The organism is Pseudoxanthomonas japonensis (assembly GCF_043632995.1).
In the GTDB taxonomy this organism is placed as follows: domain Bacteria; phylum Pseudomonadota; class Gammaproteobacteria; order Xanthomonadales; family Xanthomonadaceae; genus Pseudoxanthomonas_A; species Pseudoxanthomonas_A japonensis.
Map to the genome: position 1 here is coordinate 2,282,257 of NZ_CP171632.1, position 17,080 is coordinate 2,299,336.

Genomic DNA, 17,080 nt, shown 5'->3' on the forward strand with positions numbered 1-17,080 from the left:
CAATCCGCTTTCTCTTTCTCTCCAAAACTTCTGCCGGTAATCAGGAATGTTGCGGATCCCGGGAATCCGCTGTCACTAATTCCCGACTCCCCATTCCCCATTGCCGGTTTTCGGAGAAAGCCAAATGAGCAAGCAAGTACAGGAAGCCTACATCGTCGCCGCCACCCGCACGCCGGTCGGCAAGGCGCCCAAGGGCGTATTCCGCAACACCCGTCCGGACGACATGCTGGCGCACGTGCTGAAGTCGGTCGTGGCGCAGGCGCCGGGCATCGATCTCAACCGCATCGATGACGCCATCATCGGCTGCGCCATGCCCGAGGGCGAGCAAGGCATGAACGTGGCGCGCATCGGCCTGCTGCTGGCCGGCCTGCCGAACACGATCGCCGCGCAGACCATCAACCGCTTCTGCTCGTCCGGGCTGCAGGCCGTGGCGATGGCGGCGGACCAGATCCGCCTGGGCAATGCCGACCTGATGCTGGCCGGCGGCACCGAAAGCATGAGCATGGTGCCGATGATGGGCAACAAGATCGCGATGGCACCGAGCGTGTTCGACAACGACCACGTCGCCATCGCCTACGGCATGGGCATCACCGCGGAGAAGGTCGCCGAGGAATGGAAGATCTCGCGCGAGGACCAGGATGCCTTCGCCGTCGCCTCGCACCAGAAGGCGTTGGCCGCGCAGGCCGCCGGGGAGTTCAGGGACGAGATCAGCCCGTACGAAGTGGTCTCCCGTCAGCCCGACCTGGCCGGTAACACGGTCCGCTTGAAAAAGCTGCTGGTCGAACAGGATGAGGGCCCGCGCGCCGACACGTCGCTGGAAGGCCTGGCCAAGCTGCGCACCGTGTTCCGCAATCCACAGTTCGGCGGCACCGTGACCGCGGGCACCTCGTCGCAGATGAGCGACGGCGCGGCCGGCGTGCTGCTTGCCTCGGAACAGGCGATCAAGGACTACGGCCTGACCCCGCTGGCCCGCTTCGTCAGCTTTTCGGTCGCCGGCGTGCGTCCGGAGGTGATGGGCATCGGCCCCATTGCCGCCATTCCGAAGGCGCTCAAGCAGGCCGGCCTGACCAAGGACCAGCTGGACTGGATCGAGCTCAACGAAGCCTTCGCCGCGCAGGCGCTGGCGGTGATCCGCGACAGCGAACTGGACCCTTCGAAGATCAATCCGTTGGGTGGCGCCATCGCCCTCGGCCATCCGCTGGGCGCGACCGGTGCGATCCGCACCGCGACGATCGTGCACGGCATGCGTCGCCACCAGAAGAAGTACGGCATGGTGACCATGTGCATCGGCACTGGCATGGGCGCAGCGGGCATCTTTGAATCGCTGTAAGCACTCGCTGGACCGCATGAAAGAGAAATGGCGCCGGAAGGCGCCATTTCCTTGCGCGCGGTGACGACCGTCACGCCATGCGCGTACCGTCAGGAACCCGGCGTTCGACCGTGGTGATCACCACGCCCTCGTCGGTGTGGAATCCGGTCAGCAAAAACTCGGACATGAAAGGACCGACCTGCTTGGGCGGGAAATTGATGACACCCACGATCTGGCGTCCGACCAGATCCTCGGGTGCATACAGCGACCGGATCTGTGCACTGGTCTTCTTCACCCCATGCGGTCCGAAGTCGACCCACACCTTCCATGCCGGCCTCCGCGCTTCCGGGAACGGCTCGACCTTCTGCACAGTGCCCGCGCACAACTCCACCCGCATGAAGTCGTCCCACCCTATCAGGTCTGCTGTCCCGCTCAAGTCCGCGCCCCCTGCTCCACTCGCGCCTTCCACGCGTCCTTCGCTTCGGCCCACCAGTAGCTGAGCTGCGCCCCCAGGAATCCCGCCGGCTTCATCGCCGATACCAGGCCATAGGCGCCAAACTCACGCCAACGTTCGTCGCCTTCCGCAATGGCGGAGGCGATGACTTCGCCAGCCAGCGTCGTCGGCGCCACGCCATGCCCGCCGAAGGCCTGTGCCACCCAGAGGCCGGGTTCGACCTGCCCGATCTGCGGCATCTCGTGACGGGCGTAACTCATGAGGCCCGACCAGGCGTAGTCGATGCCCACTCCTTCCAGTTGCGGAAAGACCTTCAGCATGTCGCGATACAACAAGCGCCTGACCGCCTGAGGCGAACGATCCAGGATGGAGATGCGCCCTCCCCACAGCAGCCGGGAATCGGGCAACGGCCGGTAGTAGTCGAAAGCGAAGCGGGTGTCATAGATTGCCGCGCGGGTACGCATCGCGTCATCCAGTCGCGCGCCCAGTGGCTCCGTGACCATCACGTAGGTCGCGATCGGCAGCACGCCGGCATCGACACGCCGATGCAGGCCCGCAAGATATCCGCCGCAGGCGAGGACCACCTGCTTCGCATCGACGCTCCCGGACGGCGTCGCGACACGCCAACCACCGCCGGTGCGCTCAAGTGAAACAGCGGGCGAATGCGCGAACAGCGAAACGCCCTGCTCCCGGGCGACGCGCACCAGTCCATTCGCGTACTTCAACGGATGGAAGTGGAACGCCTGCGGCTCGTACAGCGCATCGTGGTAGCGGGTCGTGCGTAACTGGCGGCGGACCTCGTCGCGATCCATCCATCGCCAGTCCTGGCCGAAGGCCTTCGAGAGCAGCGCCTGCCGCTGCCTGAGCACCTCCCGGTCGTTGAACCAGTTCGCCCAGAGGATCCCCGCTTGGGTGTCATCGCAGGCGATGCCATGCTGGGTGATACGGCGACGGATCAGTTCTACCGCCTGCGTCGTTCCGGTGTAGAGATCGCTCGCCCGCGATGGACCGAGGTCACGCAACAGCGAAGCTTCACCGCGCGAAAAACCACCGAACACGAAGCCGCCGTTGCGCCCCGAAGCACCGAATGCCGGCGTGTCCGCTTCCACCAGCACGACATCGCGCACACCACGTTCGGCCAGACCCAGTGCCGTGTTCAGACCGGCGAAACCGCCGCCAACGACGCAGACCTCAGCCTCGACGCGTGACTGCAGCGCTTGCAGCGCCGGAGCACGGCCCGCGGTCTCCGAATAATAATTGCGCGATGCCATCTGCACGGAACCATCTCCCGCCACGGACACGTGCGTGGCACCCCTACGCCGCCCCTCGCGGCAATCCGGTCAGCCCAGGTCCTGCACGCCCAACTCGTTCAGCGCACTCTGCATCATGCCGCGCGCAGCATCGCTGAGCTTCTCGTGGTCGAGCGCGTAGCGGATCGTGGCCTCGATCAGGCCGATGTGCGTACCGCAGTCGAAGCGCGTGCCCTGGAACCGATAGGCGTGGACGGGCTTCTCCGCGAGGAGCGCCGCGATCGCATCGGTCAGCTGGATTTCTCCCCCCGCACCCGGTGTGGTGCTCTCCAGCAGCGAGAAGATGCGCGCGTCGAGGACATAACGCCCCACGACCGCCAGCGTGCTCGGCGCGACATCGGGCTTCGGCTTCTCGACGATGGCGCTGATGCGGCCCTCGCGGCCATTGAACGCCTCCGTCGCGACGATGCCGTAACTGCCCGTCTGCTCCCGCGGCACGTCCTGCACCGCGATGACACTGCTGCCGCCTGCTTCTGCCGCATCGGCCATCTGCTTCAGCGCGCCGGGACCGCGATTCCAGATCAGATCGTCGGGCAGCAGGACAGCGAACGGCTCGTCGCCGACGATCGGCTTGGCGCACAGCACCGCATGCCCCAGGCCCAGCGCTTCGGCCTGGGTGACGAACACGGCGCGCACATGCGGAGGCAGCACGTTGCGGACCAGTTCCAGTTGCTCGGTCTTGCCGGAACGTTCGAGCTTCTGTTCAAGCTCGTAGGCCTTGTCGAAGTAGTCCGCCACCGCATGCTTGTAGCGGTTGGTCACGAAGATGAGCGTGTCGCAGCCCGCCTCGACGGCCTCGTCGACCGCGTACTGGATCAACGGCCGATCGATGATCGGCAGCATCTCCTTCGGAACGGTCTTGGTGGCGGGCAGGAAGCGGGTGCCGAGCCCTGCGACGGGGAACACGGCCTTGCGGATTCTGGTTCGGGTCATCGGATCCTGCGCGCGTCGCGACCGGGAAAGACCACGATATTAGCCGACGCTTCATCCTGATCGTTCACCAGGGGCGCGAACTCCGGAACCGCCACCCTCAGCACCTCGCCGAGTTCCGCGGTGTCGTACCGGGTGTACGCGGCGCGCAGCCGTTGCAGGGCGAGTTCCAGGAACTCCTGCGATACGTCGCGCGCAAGCGCCTTCATGATCTTGGAGTGCGAGGTGGGCTGGTAGCGTTCGTCCGCATGGAACAGCGTCTCGTGCAGCTTCTCGCCCGGGCGAAGTCCCGTGTAGACGATGGCGATGTCCCGCCCGGGCTGCTTGCCCGCCAGGCGGATCATCTGCTCGGCCAGCAGCCGGATCGGCACCGGGTCACCCATGTCCAGCGTGTAGATTGACGCATGTGCCGCGCCCGAGGCCGCCTGCAGGATCAACTGGCAGGCCTCCGGGATGGTCATGAAATAGCGCGTAACGTCCGGGTCGGTGACCGTCACCGGCCCTCCCTTGCGGATCTGCTCGCGGAACAGCGGCACCACGCTGCCGGCCGAGTCCAGCACGTTGCCGAATCGGACGGTCACGTACCGCGTGCTGGAACGACCGTCGTCGAGCGCCTGGCACGCCATCTCGGCCAGCCGCTTGGTGGCGCCGAGCACGTTCACCGGATCCACCGCCTTGTCGGTGGAGATCAGCACGAACGTGCCGACTCCCGACTCACGGCAGGCTCGTGCCACGGTTTCCGTCGCCAGGACGTTGTTTCCGACCGCCTCCCGCAGGTGGCCTTCCAGCAACGGCACCTGCTTGTACGCGGCGGCATGGAATACGGCATCCGGTTCGGCGAGACGCATCGCATGCTCGATCACGGCAGGGTCACCGCAATTGCCCAGCACGGGAAGCACCTCGAGATCAGGGAACGCGCGCCGCAGATCACCCTGGATGGTGATGAGCGCCAACTCGTCGATCTCCACCAGGGCGATCCGCTGCGCACCGTGACGCGCGCACTGGCGGCACAACTCCGAACCGATCGAACCGCCGGCGCCCGTCACCATGACGGTACGTCCACCCAGCCAGCCGCGTATCAGCTTCCAGTCCGGCGTGACCGACTTGCGCCCGAGGAGGTCCTCGATCGCGACCTCCTTGAGGTCGCCCGGCATGGACTGCCCTTCCAGGACATTGACCAGGCGCGGCACCATGCGGAACGGGAGCCCCGTACTTTCGCAGATCGCCACGACCCGCTGCATGGCGGGCGCGTCGAGCGATGGCATGGCGATGACGAGCATCCGCGCAGCAGTCTCGCGCGCGACGGCGGCGGCATTCTCCAGTCCGCCGAGTACCGGGATGCCCAGCAGTTTCGACCCGTGGAGCCGTGGAGCGTCATCGAGAAAGGCGACCGGATGGTATACACCGGTGCGCCGAAGCTCGCGGACAAGCGCTTCGCCCGCGCGACCGGCTCCAAGGACCAGGACGCGGGATGCGCTTTCGGACGTGCGCTGGACCTGACTGTCCTTCCAGGCGCGGTAGGCCAGTCGCGGCAGACCGAGGAATCCCACCAGGGCGAAGGGATAGAAACCAAGAACGGCCCGGGGTGTGGACCCGAAACGATTGTAGAAGAACAGGCCCAGGACAACGCCCAGGAACCCCAGCGCGCACGCCTTGACGATGTTCCACAGGTCGGGAAGGCTGGCAAAGCGCCACAGCCCGCGGTAGAGCCCCATCCACCAGAACACCGCGCCCTGGGCCAGCAGGACCACGGCGATCTCGTTCGACCATAGAGGGAATTCGGGCGTGTGCGGCAGCATGGCGTAACGCAGGCGATGCAGCACCTGCCAGCACAGCCAGACCATGGCCAGATCGTGGGTCGCCACCAGCGCACGGGGGACAAAGCCCCCCAATCGATCCCGCCAGGATTCCATCAGTTCCTTCTCCAACGACTAATCGCGCCATCCCCGGCGCAACAAAACCCAGAGCATCCCGCCAACACCGTAAGTCAACGCCACCACCGGGATGGTAGCCGCCCATGTGGTCAACGGCCATGCGACGCTTAACAATATGCTAATGCTACCGAACGCCATGTAAACCAAGGTGACAGCGGTGTGCCCGAAGCGCCGTGAGCCTCGCTGGTAGACATGCCCCACATGGGGGGTCCACCAGCGCTCCCCCCGCAGGATGCGCCCCGCCAATGTGAAGCCTGCGTCGACAAGGAACGCTGTCAGGGGGATCAGCAACAACGGCGCGGTGGCCGGCGGCACGGTGGTCAGCGCGGCGGCAATCAGCCCCGCCAGCATGAAGCCCAATGCGCCACTGCCCACATCGCCCAGGAATATCCGCGCCTTCGGGAAATTGAACGGCAAAAAGCCCAGACAACCCGCCAGCAGCGCCAGCGCCAGCCAGCGCCACTCGCCCGCCAGCAGCCCCGCATACGCCACCGCGGCCAGCCCGGCCTGGGTGGTGGCCAGACCGTTGATGCCGTCCATGAAGTTCCACACGTTGACCAGTACCATCGCAGCCCCGAAGGCCAACAGCGCCGGCAGCCAGTGGCCGCTCTGCCACCCAGCCCCGGCGGCCAGCATCAGTGCCGCTACCGCCTGGACCGCCAGCCGCAGCCAAGGAGAGAGGGGCCGATGATCGTCCCACCACCCGATGCCGGCCACGATCAGCAGGCCTGGCAGGAAGCCGATCCACAACGCACGACCGGACAGGTCACGCGACATCAGGTAACACCCGACCACGAGGACGACCAGCACGATGGAAATGCCGCCGCCTCGTGGCGTCGCGACATGATGACTGCGCCGGTCACCCGGCTGGTCCATCAGGTTGCCGCGCAGGGCGTACTGCCGCGCTACCCACGTGGCCGCGGCAGTGGCCGAGGCGATCAGCGCCAGCCAGACGACCAGGGACGGCATCAGACTACCGCATAGTTCAACAGCGGCTTGACGGTACCCCACTCCTTGCAACTCGGGCATTGCCAGTGATGCGTCCGTGCACCGAAACCACAGCGCGTGCAGCGGTAGCTCGGATTGCGCACCAGCAACTGGTCGGTGATGTGCTTGAGGTCATGCAGGGTGGCCGCGGGATCGGCACCCTCGGCCAACGTGAGATCGATCAGCGACGCTTCGCCCCTGACCGAGGGCCTGTCCTTCAACTGGCGCGCGAGGTAGGCGCGCGCCGCTGCCACGCCATCCTGGCGCTCCACCAGCTTGGTCAGCGCCAGCACGGGTGCGATGCCCCGGTAGTGCTCGCACATTTCCGACAGGAAGGCCCGGGCGCCGGACAAATCGCCGACCTGGTCGTAGCTGGTCAGCAGGCTGGGAAGGACTTCGGGAAGATAATCCGGGTCGTGCCGGGCGGCGCGTTCGAACGCACGGATCGCCGCTTCGGCATTGCCGGCGTCCGCCTCGATGCGTCCTTCGATGATGCCGGCCCGCACACTGCCGGCGTCCGCCTGGTAGGCGCGGGCGACGGCGGCTCGCGCCGCTTCGACGTTGTTCGCCGTGCGCTGCCGTTCGGCGAGTTCGCATTCGAACTGGGCCACCAGCTTGCCCATCGGCTCCGTCGTGACCTCTTCGTAGCGTCGGGCATTGTCGATCGCCTTTTCCCAGTCGCGTTCCGCCTGGTAGATGCCGATCAGATGCTTGAGGGCCTGGGGCGCGCGCTGATCGATCTGCGCCAGGTCCGTGAAGACGGTTTCCGCCCGGTCGAGAAGGCCCGACCGCATGTAATCCTCGCCAAGCGCGAGCAGGGCCTGGACGCGCTGCGCGTCGCTGAGGTCGGTACGTTGCACCAGCCCCTGGTGGAGCCGGATGGCGCGATCCACTTCACCGCGTCGACGGAACAGATGCCCCAGCGCGACCTGGGTTTCGAAGGTTTCCTTGTCCAGCTCGGCGATGTGCAGGAACAGCTCGATCGCCTTGTCCGGCTGTTCGTTGAGCAGGTAGTTCAATCCGCGGAAATAGGTGCTCGACAGCCGGCTGACCTGGGTGTCGCCGTGCCGCTGGCCGCCGCGACGGCCAATGATCCAGCCACTGAGCGCGGCCAGCGGAAGGAACAGGAAGAACCAGAACCACTCGGTAAGGAAGGCCATGGCTCAACGACCGCTGTCGGCGGCCGAGGGGCCGGCATCGCCCGATGCGGCAGCGGCCGAGCGGTTCGCCCTGCGCAGCTTCGCGTACAAGGGCCACACCAGCGTGGCGACCACGATCAGGCCGCCGACCACCACGCCCAGCAGCAGGGACAGCATGATGCCGACGCCGGACGAGGTCTGGAATTCGGTGAACAGGAGTTTCAGCGTGATCGGCTGCGTGTTGAGCACGCCGATGATGAGTCCGTAGGCCAGGAACAGCAGTGCGACGACCAGGCGGAACATGTTCATCAGGCGACTCCTTGCAGGACGGCGCCTAGCTTAACGGAGTCGGCGCTGGACGACACGCGCCGGGGCGGGACTACTCGCCGCTCTCTTCGATGGGCGTGACGTCGCTGACGCGCTCGCGCAGCTCCTTGCCCGGCTTGAAATGGGGGACGTGCTTGGCCGGCAACGCGACCGACTCGCCGGTCTTGGGGTTGCGGCCCATGCGCGGCGGACGGTAGTGCAGCGAGAAGCTGCCGAAGCCACGGATCTCGATGCGATCGCCCTGCGACAGGGCGCCGCCCATCATTTCCAGCAGTGCCTTGACGGCCAGGTCCACGTCCTCGGCCTTGAGGTGCGGCTGGCGACGGCTGAGGATCTCGATGAGTTCGGATTTGGTCATCGCGTGCGGAATTCGGGCGGATGTACCCGCACCGGCCCGGGATCTCCGGGCCGGTGGGGAACGTTACTGCGGGTGATACTGCAACGGCGCGAGCCGCTTACTCGGACTTGCCACCGTCCAGCTGCGCACGCAGCAGCGCGCCCAGGCTGGTGGTACCGGTGGAGGCTTCGGCGGCCGACTTGTTGTACTCGGCCAGCGCTTCGGCGGTCTCGGCTTCGTCCTTCGCCTTGATCGACAGCTGCAGGGTGCGGCCCTTGCGGTCCATGCCGATGAACTTGGCTTCGACCTTGTCGCCCACCTTTAGGTGCTGGCTGGCGTCGTCCACGCGGTCGTAGCTGATGTCGCGTGCCATCACGTAGCCTTCGATGCCGTCGGCCAGTTCGACCGTGGCGCCCTTGGCGTCCACTTCCTTCACCGTGCCTTCGACCTTCGAGCCCTTCGGGTGCGCGGCCATGTACTGGCCGAACGGATCCTGCTCCAGCTGCTTCACGCCCAGGCTGATGCGCTCGCGCTCCGGGTCCACGGCCAGCACCACGGCTTCCAGCGTGTCGCCCTTCTTGAAGTTGCGGACGATGTCTTCGCCGGTGGTGTTCCAGCTGATGTCGGACAGGTGGATCAGACCATCGATGCCGCCGTCCAGGCCGATGAAGATACCGAAGTCGGTGATCGACTTGATCTGGCCGGACACCTTGTCGTTCTTCTTGTGGGTGGCCGCGAAGGTCTCCCACGGATTGGCGGCGACCTGCTTCATGCCCAGCGAGATGCGGCGACGCTCTTCGTCCACGTCCAGCACCATGACTTCGACTTCATCGCCAACCTGGACAACCTTGGACGGGTTGACGTTCTTGTTGGTCCAATCCATCTCGGACACGTGCACCAGGCCTTCGACGCCCGGCTCGATCTCGACGAACGCGCCGTAATCGGTGACGTTGGAGACCTTGCCGAACACGCGGCTGTTGGCCGGGTAACGGCGGGCGATGTTGTCCCACGGATCCTCGCCCAGCTGCTTCAGGCCCAGCGAGACGCGGTTGCGCTCACGGTCGTACTTCAGCACGCGGACGTCCAGCTCCTGGCCGACTTCCACGACTTCGGACGGATGACGCACGCGCTTCCACGCCATGTCGGTGATGTGCAGCAGGCCGTCGATGCCGCCCAGGTCGACGAACGCGCCGTAGTCGGTGAGGTTCTTGACCACACCCTTCAGCACCACGCCTTCCTGCAGCTTGTCCATCAGCTGCTCGCGCTCTTCCGAATGCTCGCTCTCGACCACCGCACGGCGGGAGACGACCACATTGTTGCGCTTGCGATCCAGCTTGATGAGCTTGAACTCGAGCTCCTTGCCTTCCAGGTAACCCGGGTCGCGCACCGGACGCACGTCGACCAGCGAGCCCGGCAGGAATGCGCGGACGTCCTTGATGTCGACGGTGAAGCCACCCTTGACCTTGCCGCTGATGCGACCGGTGATGGTCTCGTTCTTCTCCAGCGCTTCTTCCAGCTCGTCCCACACCATGGCGCGCTTGGCCTTCTCGCGCGAGAGGACGGTTTCGCCGAAGCCGTTCTCGATCGAGTCGAGGGCCACCTTCACTTCGTCGCCCACGCCCACGTCGATTTCGCCGGCGTCGTTCCGGAACTGTTCGATCGGCACGATGCCTTCGGACTTCAGGCCGGCGTTGATCACCACGACGTCGTTGCGGACTTCCACGACGACGCCGGTGACGATGGCGCCCGGCTTCAGCTTGGCCAGTTGGGTCTGGCTCTGTTCAAACAGTTCGGCAAATGATTCGGTCATTGAAAAAATACTCGGTTGATGAAACAGACCGGCGCACGGAAGGCGGACGGTCCACCCGTTGTCGGCCTGCGCGGGATGCGTATGGCCGTGAGTGTTGTGGTTGGAAAATCGCGCGGAGGATTCCGCACGGACCTTCTGCAGCGCCAGACTCAGCCTGCGCGTGCGGGCACCAAGGCCAGCACGCGCTCGACGACCGCATCGATGCCGAGGCCGGTGGTGTCGATGAGGACGGCGTCGTCGGCCGGCCTCAGGGGCGCCACCGTGCGCTGGGCGTCACGGGCATCGCGGGCGAGGATCTCGCGTAGCAGACCGTCGATTGTGACGGAAACCCCTTTGTCTTTCAACTGCTTATAGCGCCTTTCGGCCCGCTCGTCGGCGCTGGCGGTCAGAAAGACCTTGTAAGGCGCGTCCGGAAAGATGACCGTCCCCATGTCGCGCCCGTCCGCCACCAGCCCCGGGGCCTGGCGGAAGGCCCGCTGCCGTTCTTTCAGGGCCGAGCGGACCTCCGGGATGGCGGCGATGGCGGATGCCAGCGCGCCGGTCGTTTCCAGACGAAGCTCGTCGGTCGCGTCCAGATCGTCGACGATCACGCGCAATCCCGCCTCGGTTTCCCTGAAGCCAACCCGGGTATCGAAGGCGCAACGGACCAACGCAGCGGGATCGGAAACGTCCAGATCCGCCCAGCTGGCCGCCACGCCCACCGCCCGGTAGAGAGCCCCGGAATCCAGGTAGTGCCAGCCCAACCGGGACGCGGCGATCCGGCTGACCGTCCCCTTGCCCGCGCCGGAAGGGCCATCGATGGTCAGGACGGGAGCGAGGTCGGACATGCGGGCTTCCATGAGTCGGAGGTTCCATTATGGATGCTCGACGCCCCTGCGCCGACGCCACCCAAGGCCATCCCGCTCACCGGCCCATGCAACCGCTTGATCCGGCTATGGAATTGCCGTTAGAATGACGGGCTTCGTTTCACCCCATACATTTACGCCGAGGTTTCAACTCATGAAGGTCCTGTCCTCCCTGAAGTCGGCGAAGGCCCGTCACCGCGACTGCAAGGTGGTCCGCCGCCGCGGCAAGGTCTTCGTGATCTGCAAGTCCAACCCCCGCTTCAAGGCGCGCCAGCGCTGAGAACGGCACTGCCGGCTCCGGCCGGCAATGCGCGGAAAGCCGCCTTCGGGCGGTTTTTTGTTGCCTGCCTTTTGTTATAAAAGGCGGATCACCCAGGGGAGTTCCACCATGAGCCGCCGTGCCCTCGCACTTCCGTTGATCGCCCTGCTCGGCCTTGCCGGCCCGGCATCCGCCGATACGCTGTTGATCGAACGCGCCCAGGAACAACCCGTCGCCGCCCCGGCCCGCGGGCAGACCACCGCCGATGTCGAGGCCCGCTTCGGCGCGCCCCAGCATAAGCTGGAGCCGCGCGGCGGCCAGAAGCGCCAGTGGCCGGTGATCCATCGCTGGGTCTATCCGGGCTTTACCGTGTACTTCGAGAAGAGCCGCGTCATCGACGTGGTCCTGAACAAGGCCTCTGCCGAGGAAATCGGCCCGAAGCCCCCCATCCGCTGACCGGCGCTGCACGCGCCCTGTAATCCGATGACCGATGCCTATCGCTTTCCCGCGGAGTGGGAACCCCAGTCCGCGGTCCTGATCGCTTGGCCGCACGCCGAGACCGACTGGGCCGACCGCCTCGCCGAGGTCGAGGAGACCTATGTCGCCCTGGTCGCTGCGATCACCCGCTTCCAGCCGGTGGTGATCTGTGTCGCCGATGACGACCTGCAGACGTATGCCGAAGCACGACTGCGCTCCGCGCGCGTCGACATGGCGCGCGTGCACTTCGTCCTGGCCGAATACGACGACACCTGGCTGCGCGACTCGGGCCCCATCACCCTGCGCGATGGCGACCGCTTCAAGCTGCTCGACTTCCGTTTCACCGGCTGGGGCGGCAAGTACGAGGCCAGCCGAGACGACCGGCTGGTCGGCGAACTTTCGGGGATGCAGTTGTTTCACAACTACTTCGTCCAAAGCATTGATTTTGCATTGGAAGGTGGCGCCATCGAAACCGATGGTGCCGGGACTCTGCTGACGACATGGCAATGCCTGCACAAACGGCATCCCTATGCCTCCCGCGACGAACTGACGGAAAAGCTGGCGCGCTGGCTGAAGCAGGACCGGGTGCTGTGGCTGGACCACGGCTACCTGGAGGGCGACGACACCGACGCCCACATCGATACCCTCGCCCGCTTCGCGCCCGGCGATGCCATCGTCTACCAGGCCTGCGACGACGCCGGCGACGCGCACCACGCGGAACTGCAGGCGATGGCGGCCGACATCGCCGCCCTGCGCACCGCCGACGGTCGCCCGTACCGGCCGTTCCCGCTGCCGTGGGCGCAGCCGGTCATCGACAACGGCCGCCGGCTTGCGGCGTCGTATGCGAACTACCTGATCATCAACGGTGCCGTCCTGATGCCGGCCTATGGCGATCCCGCCGACGACCGCGCCGCCGACGTGCTGGCGGAAGCCTATCCGGACCGCGAGATCGTGCAGGTGCCCTGCCGTGCACTGATCTGGCAGAACGGCAGCCTGCACTGCATCACCATGCAACTGCCGGCCGGCCTGCTGGACTGATGAAAGCTGCGGTGCCACGGCTCATGGCACCGTGACATCAGTTGGGCGCAGATTGAACGCTTCGTTTACATCTCACCTGACGCGATCCCGGATAACCACCGTTTCCCCTCAAAGGAGACGGCCGTGTATTCACGACGCAAGTTCCTGACGACCACTGCGCTGGCCACCGCCGGCCTGGGATTGGCGGCGTGCCGCGACGCGGCCCAGGCCGGTGCCGCCGGCACGACGCCTCCCGCCGTTACCGCGGCAACGTCCGCCACCGACGCCGTCCTGGGCGCCTTGAACACCCGCGCCATCCCGTCCACGGGCGAGCGCGTGCCCGTCATCGGCATGGGCACCTCGGGCAGCTTCGAGGTCGGCCAGAGCGCGGCCGAACTGGATCCGCTGCGCGAGGTACTGAAGCGCTTCTTCGCGGCCGGGGCGACCTTGATCGATACCGCGCCTACCTACAGCGTCGCCGAAGACGTGATGGGCGCGCTGCTGGCCGAGCAACAGCTGACCGGCAAGGCCTGGCTGGCCACCAAACTGTCCGGCGTGAGCGGACGCGACGCGGGCATCGCGCAGTTCGAGGACACGCTTCGTCGTCTGAAGACGGACAAGGTCGCGCTGCTGCAGGTCCACAACTTGGGAGACCTGAAGACCCAGATGGCGGTGGCGCGGGAACTGAAGGCACAGGGCAAGGTGAAGTACGTCGGCGTGACCCACTATGTCGAACGCGCGCAGGATGAACTGGCCGACGTCGTGCAGGCGGAGAAGCCGGACTTCCTGCAGATCAACTATTCCGTCGTCAGTCGTGGCGCGGAGAAGCGCGTGCTGCCACTGGCGCAGGATCTGGGCGTCGCCGTGCTGATCAACCGCGCGTTCGAGGACGGCAAGCTGTTTGCGCAGGTGAAGGACAAGCCGGTGCCGCCCGCGCTGACGGAAGCGGGCGTGTCGTCGTGGGCGCAGGCCTTCCTGAAGTTTGCCCTCAGCCATCCCGCGGTGACCGCGGTGATCCCGGCGACCGGAAAGCCCGATCGGCAGACCGACAACCTGAAAGCAGGCACGGGTCCGGACCTGACCCCGGCGCAGCGCGATGCACTGATCGTCGCGGTGGCCTGAGCCGATGTCGACACCCCCCGCGCCCGGCGTTGCCGGCTGGCTCGCCCGTCTGTTCAATGTCCGCGACCACGAAGCGCCGGTGGTCGGCGCCGGTCTGGCGATGTTCTTCCTGCTGTTCGCCGGCTATTTCATGCTGCGTCCGATCCGGGAAACGATGGGCGTCGCGGGCGGCGTCGACAACCTGCAATGGCTGTTCACCGGCACCTTCGTCGCCACCCTGGTAGTGCTGCCGCTGTATGGCTGGATCGCGTCGAAGGTCGCACGGCGACGCATCGTGCCGTGGGTGTTCGGCATGGTGGTGGCCAGCCTGCTGGCCTATGGCGCCGCGATGCTGGCGACGCCGGACGATGTGTGGCTGGCGCGCACGTTCTACATCTGGGTGTCGGTCATCAACCTGCTGATGATCTCGCTGGCATGGAGCGTGCTGGCGGATGTGATGGAGAGCCACGAAGCCAAGCGCCTGTTCGCACTGATTGCCGCGGGCGCGAGCCTGGGTGGCCTGGCCGGCCCGCTGCTCACCACGTTGCTGGTGAAGCCGTTGGGGCACGGCGGCCTGATGCTGGTCTCGGCCGTGCTGATCGGGGCCAGCGCGGCGACCGCGACCTGGCTGCATCGCTGGCGCGATCGCCACCCGCTGCCCGCCGGCGCCAGTTCCTCCGAACAGCGGCAACGGCCGCTGGGCGGCAATCCCTTCGCCGGTGCGACCGCCGTATTCCGCTCGCCGTACCTGCTCGGCATCGCCTTCTTCGTGCTGCTGCTGGCCACGGTCACGACCTTCCTCTATTTCGAACAGGCCAAGCTGGTCGCCGAGCGCTTCACCAGCAAGGAAGAACAGACCCAGGTCTTCGGCCTGATCGACACCGTGGTGCAGACGCTGGCCATCCTCAGCCAGTTGTTCATCACCGGCCGCATCGCGCAGAAGCTGGGTGTGGGCGTGCTGCTGGTGGCGGTGCCCGTGATCATGGCCGGCGGGTTCCTGTGGCTGGCGCTGTCGCCGGTGTTCGCGGTCTTCGTGGTGGTGATGGTGGTACGGCGTGCGGGCGAATACGCCTTCGTGCGGCCCGGCCGGGAGATGCTGTACACCGTCGTGCCCGCGGAGCAGAAATACAAGGCGAAGAACTTCATCGATACCGTCGTCTACCGCGGTGGCGATGCGCTGAGCGGTTGGGTCAAGCGCGCGCTCGATGTACTCGCCGAACATCCCGCAGCGGCGATGTTTATCGGTGCCGGCGTGGCGGCGGCGTGGGCGGTCACCGGCGTGGCGCTGGGACGGCGGCAGAAGCGGCTGGAAGCGGCGCGCGAGGCCACCTAGCCGGCGTTCACCCCCGGGACGCCTGCCGTCACAGAGGACGCGGTACCATGCGCCCTCCCCCTCGATACCCCCGCCTCGCACGATGAGCCGCACCACCCTGCCCGTTGCCCTGATCCAGGAAAAGAACCACGGCGACGCCGACGCCAACCTGTCGGTGATCGAGGCGCGCGTCGCCGAAGCCGCCAAGCGCGGTGCCAAGCTGGTACTGCTGCAGGAACTGCACAACGGCGCGTATTTCTGCCAGCACGAGTCGGTCAACGAGTTCGACCTGGCCGAGCCCATCCCCGGCCCCAGCACCGAGCGACTCGGCAAGCTGGCGAAGCAGCATGGCGTGGTGCTGGTGTCGTCGCTGTTCGAGCGTCGCGCGGCCGGGCTGTACCACAACACCGCCGTGGTCTTTGAGAAGGACGGCAGCATCGCGGGCAAGTACCGCAAGATGCACATCCCGGACGATCCGGGCTTCTACGAGAAGTTCTATTTCACGCCGGGCGACATCGGCTTCACGCCGATCGACACCTCAGTGGGTCGTCTCGGCGTGCTGGTCTGCTGGGACCAGTGGTACCCGGAAGCCGCGCGCCTGATGGCGTTGGCCGGCGCCGACCTGCTGCTGTATCCCACCGCGATCGGCTGGGACCCGGATGACGAACAGCCGGAGAAGAACCGCCAGCGCGACGCCTGGGTGCTGAGCCATCGCGGCCACGCGGTCGCCAACGGCCTGCCGGTGTTGAGCTGCAATCGCGTCGGTCATGAGCCCTCGCCGCTCGGCGCATCCGGCATCCAGTTCTGGGGCAACAGCCACGTACTCGGTCCGCAGGGCGAATTCATCGCCGAAGCCGGCGGCGACGAGACCATCCTGATGGCCGACGTCGACCTGCAGCGCAGCGAACACGTGCGTCGCATCTGGCCGTTCCTGCGCGACCGTCGCATCGATGCGTACGGCGACCTGCTCAAGCGCTACATCGACTGAGGCGTGCGCGTGCCGCTGATCGTCCGTGACGCCACGCCGGCCGATGTGCCGGCCATTGCCGCCCTCTATGCGGATGAAGTCCGCGACCACGTCAACACCTACGAGTACGACGTGCCGGACGAGCCCGAGATGGCGCGCCGCATGCAGGGACTGCTGGATGCGGGCTATCCGTACCTCGTTGGAGAACTCGACGGCCGCTTCGTGGGTTACGCCTACGCCGGCAGCTACCGCGCCCGCGCGGGCTATCGCAAGACCGTCGAGAACTCGGTCTACGTGGTCCCCGGCCAGCAGGGTCAGGGCATCGGCGCCGCACTGATGCAGGCACTGATCGACGCCTGCGAAGCGCGCGGCTACCGGCAGATGATTGCCGTGATCGGCGAACCCACCAACACCGCCTCCATCCGCCTGCACGAGAAGTTCGGCTTCACCCTGGTCGGCATCTTCCGCGGCATCGCCTGGAAGCACGACCGCTGGCTGGACACCGTGCAGATGCAGCGCCCCCTCGGCGACGGCACCGCCGCGCCTCCGAAAGACGATTGACCTG

The 17,080-nt window shown here is 66.3% G+C and carries 18 protein-coding genes; 8 read left to right on the top strand and 10 right to left on the bottom strand.

What is annotated here, in order from left to right; translation table 11 throughout:
- Window positions 1-124 precede the first annotated feature (124 nt).
- Window positions 125-1,330, top strand: coding sequence for an acetyl-CoA C-acyltransferase (locus ACGHX3_RS10480; RefSeq protein ID WP_394694913.1), 1,206 nt, complete (start codon window positions 125-127; stop codon window positions 1,328-1,330).
- A 70-nt stretch (window positions 1,331-1,400) separates the two neighbouring features.
- On the opposite strand, the gene ACGHX3_RS10485 is transcribed toward ACGHX3_RS10480, so the two are convergent.
- The 10 genes from ACGHX3_RS10485 to cmk all read right to left on the bottom strand — a co-directional run bounded on the left by ACGHX3_RS10485 (window position 1,401) and on the right by cmk (window position 11,364).
- Window positions 1,401-1,706 carry a tRNA-binding protein gene (locus ACGHX3_RS10485; protein ID WP_249720458.1) on the bottom strand — a complete coding sequence of 102 codons (306 nt, stop codon included), beginning with the start codon at window positions 1,704-1,706 and terminating at the stop codon, window positions 1,401-1,403.
- A 35-nt stretch (window positions 1,707-1,741) separates the two neighbouring features.
- A complete protein-coding gene (locus tag ACGHX3_RS10490; protein ID WP_394697273.1) occupies window positions 1,742-3,034 on the bottom strand; it encodes an NAD(P)/FAD-dependent oxidoreductase in 1,293 nt (430 codons plus the stop codon).
- 69 nt (window positions 3,035-3,103) lie between these two features.
- Window positions 3,104-4,006, bottom strand: coding sequence for a UTP--glucose-1-phosphate uridylyltransferase GalU (gene galU / locus ACGHX3_RS10495; RefSeq protein ID WP_313926906.1), 903 nt, complete (start codon window positions 4,004-4,006; stop codon window positions 3,104-3,106).
- A complete protein-coding gene (locus ACGHX3_RS10500) occupies window positions 4,003-5,916 on the bottom strand; it encodes a polysaccharide biosynthesis protein (RefSeq protein ID WP_394694914.1) in 1,914 nt (637 codons plus the stop codon). The genes galU and ACGHX3_RS10500 overlap by 4 nt, the downstream gene beginning before the upstream one ends.
- An 18-nt stretch (window positions 5,917-5,934) precedes the next feature.
- A complete protein-coding gene (locus ACGHX3_RS10505; protein ID WP_394694915.1) occupies window positions 5,935-6,906 on the bottom strand; it encodes a lipopolysaccharide biosynthesis protein in 972 nt (323 codons plus the stop codon).
- Window positions 6,906-8,084, bottom strand: coding sequence for a lipopolysaccharide assembly protein LapB (gene lapB / locus ACGHX3_RS10510; RefSeq protein WP_162337939.1), 1,179 nt, complete (start codon window positions 8,082-8,084; stop codon window positions 6,906-6,908). The genes ACGHX3_RS10505 and lapB overlap by 1 nt, the downstream gene beginning before the upstream one ends.
- Window positions 8,085-8,087: 3 nt before the next feature.
- Window positions 8,088-8,372, bottom strand: a complete 285-nt coding sequence (locus ACGHX3_RS10515; protein WP_394694916.1) for a lipopolysaccharide assembly protein LapA domain-containing protein — start codon at window positions 8,370-8,372, stop codon at window positions 8,088-8,090.
- Window positions 8,373-8,442: 70 nt separating this feature from the next.
- Complete coding sequence (locus ACGHX3_RS10520; protein ID WP_055944733.1) at window positions 8,443-8,748, bottom strand: integration host factor subunit beta; 306 nt, start codon at window positions 8,746-8,748, stop codon at window positions 8,443-8,445.
- Between the two features lie 97 nt (window positions 8,749-8,845).
- Window positions 8,846-10,537 carry a 30S ribosomal protein S1 gene (gene rpsA / locus ACGHX3_RS10525; RefSeq protein ID WP_162337937.1) on the bottom strand — a complete coding sequence of 564 codons (1,692 nt, stop codon included), beginning with the start codon at window positions 10,535-10,537 and terminating at the stop codon, window positions 8,846-8,848.
- A 149-nt stretch (window positions 10,538-10,686) separates the two neighbouring features.
- Window positions 10,687-11,364, bottom strand: a complete 678-nt coding sequence (cmk, locus tag ACGHX3_RS10530; protein WP_313926910.1) for a (d)CMP kinase — start codon at window positions 11,362-11,364, stop codon at window positions 10,687-10,689.
- Between the two features lie 172 nt (window positions 11,365-11,536).
- Here cmk and ykgO point away from each other — a divergent pair, with 172 nt between their 5' ends.
- From ykgO to ACGHX3_RS10565, 7 genes are all read left to right on the top strand, one after another.
- Window positions 11,537-11,662, top strand: a complete 126-nt coding sequence (ykgO, locus tag ACGHX3_RS10535) for a type B 50S ribosomal protein L36 (RefSeq protein WP_010342887.1) — start codon at window positions 11,537-11,539, stop codon at window positions 11,660-11,662.
- A 108-nt stretch (window positions 11,663-11,770) separates the two neighbouring features.
- Window positions 11,771-12,097, top strand: coding sequence for a hypothetical protein (locus ACGHX3_RS10540; protein WP_394694917.1), 327 nt, complete (start codon window positions 11,771-11,773; stop codon window positions 12,095-12,097).
- A gap of 27 nt (window positions 12,098-12,124) precedes the next feature.
- Window positions 12,125-13,156 (top strand): agmatine/peptidylarginine deiminase, encoded by a 1,032-nt coding sequence (locus ACGHX3_RS10545; RefSeq protein ID WP_394694918.1) that lies wholly within the window; start codon window positions 12,125-12,127, stop codon window positions 13,154-13,156.
- Window positions 13,157-13,279: 123 nt separating this feature from the next.
- Window positions 13,280-14,257, top strand: a complete 978-nt coding sequence (locus tag ACGHX3_RS10550; RefSeq protein WP_394694919.1) for an aldo/keto reductase — start codon at window positions 13,280-13,282, stop codon at window positions 14,255-14,257.
- 4 nt (window positions 14,258-14,261) lie between these two features.
- Window positions 14,262-15,569, top strand: coding sequence for an NTP/NDP exchange transporter (locus ACGHX3_RS10555; protein WP_394694920.1), 1,308 nt, complete (start codon window positions 14,262-14,264; stop codon window positions 15,567-15,569).
- An 82-nt stretch (window positions 15,570-15,651) separates the two neighbouring features.
- Window positions 15,652-16,536 carry a carbon-nitrogen hydrolase gene (locus ACGHX3_RS10560; RefSeq protein ID WP_394694921.1) on the top strand — a complete coding sequence of 295 codons (885 nt, stop codon included), beginning with the start codon at window positions 15,652-15,654 and terminating at the stop codon, window positions 16,534-16,536.
- Window positions 16,537-16,545: 9 nt separating this feature from the next.
- Window positions 16,546-17,076: a GNAT family N-acetyltransferase gene (locus ACGHX3_RS10565; protein ID WP_394694922.1), complete on the top strand. Its 531-nt coding sequence runs from the start codon at window positions 16,546-16,548 to the stop codon at window positions 17,074-17,076.
- The last annotated feature ends 4 nt before the right edge of the window (window positions 17,077-17,080 follow it).

What these genes read in the sequence shown, in the direction of transcription:
- ACGHX3_RS10520 (WP_055944733.1), bottom strand. Translation starts at nt 8,748, where the DNA reads ATGACCAAATCCGAACTCATCGAGATCCTCAGCCGTCGCCAGCCGCAC.
- ACGHX3_RS10485 (WP_249720458.1), bottom strand. Translation starts at nt 1,706, where the DNA reads ATGCGGGTGGAGTTGTGCGCGGGCACTGTGCAGAAGGTCGAGCCGTTC.
- ACGHX3_RS10490 (WP_394697273.1), bottom strand. Translation starts at nt 3,034, where the DNA reads ATGGCATCGCGCAATTATTATTCGGAGACCGCGGGCCGTGCTCCGGCG.
- ACGHX3_RS10555 (WP_394694920.1), top strand. Translation starts at nt 14,262, where the DNA reads ATGTCGACACCCCCCGCGCCCGGCGTTGCCGGCTGGCTCGCCCGTCTG.
- ACGHX3_RS10560 (WP_394694921.1), top strand. Translation starts at nt 15,652, where the DNA reads ATGAGCCGCACCACCCTGCCCGTTGCCCTGATCCAGGAAAAGAACCAC.
- ACGHX3_RS10505 (WP_394694915.1), bottom strand. Translation starts at nt 6,906, where the DNA reads ATGCCGTCCCTGGTCGTCTGGCTGGCGCTGATCGCCTCGGCCACTGCC.
- cmk (WP_313926910.1), bottom strand. Translation starts at nt 11,364, where the DNA reads ATGTCCGACCTCGCTCCCGTCCTGACCATCGATGGCCCTTCCGGCGCG.
- ACGHX3_RS10545 (WP_394694918.1), top strand. Translation starts at nt 12,125, where the DNA reads ATGACCGATGCCTATCGCTTTCCCGCGGAGTGGGAACCCCAGTCCGCG.
- ACGHX3_RS10540 (WP_394694917.1), top strand. Translation starts at nt 11,771, where the DNA reads ATGAGCCGCCGTGCCCTCGCACTTCCGTTGATCGCCCTGCTCGGCCTT.
- ACGHX3_RS10500 (WP_394694914.1), bottom strand. Translation starts at nt 5,916, where the DNA reads ATGGAATCCTGGCGGGATCGATTGGGGGGCTTTGTCCCCCGTGCGCTG.
- rpsA (WP_162337937.1), bottom strand. Translation starts at nt 10,537, where the DNA reads ATGACCGAATCATTTGCCGAACTGTTTGAACAGAGCCAGACCCAACTG.
- ACGHX3_RS10480 (WP_394694913.1), top strand. Translation starts at nt 125, where the DNA reads ATGAGCAAGCAAGTACAGGAAGCCTACATCGTCGCCGCCACCCGCACG.
- galU (WP_313926906.1), bottom strand. Translation starts at nt 4,006, where the DNA reads ATGACCCGAACCAGAATCCGCAAGGCCGTGTTCCCCGTCGCAGGGCTC.
- lapB (WP_162337939.1), bottom strand. Translation starts at nt 8,084, where the DNA reads ATGGCCTTCCTTACCGAGTGGTTCTGGTTCTTCCTGTTCCTTCCGCTG.
- ACGHX3_RS10515 (WP_394694916.1), bottom strand. Translation starts at nt 8,372, where the DNA reads ATGAACATGTTCCGCCTGGTCGTCGCACTGCTGTTCCTGGCCTACGGA.
- ykgO (WP_010342887.1), top strand. Translation starts at nt 11,537, where the DNA reads ATGAAGGTCCTGTCCTCCCTGAAGTCGGCGAAGGCCCGTCACCGCGAC.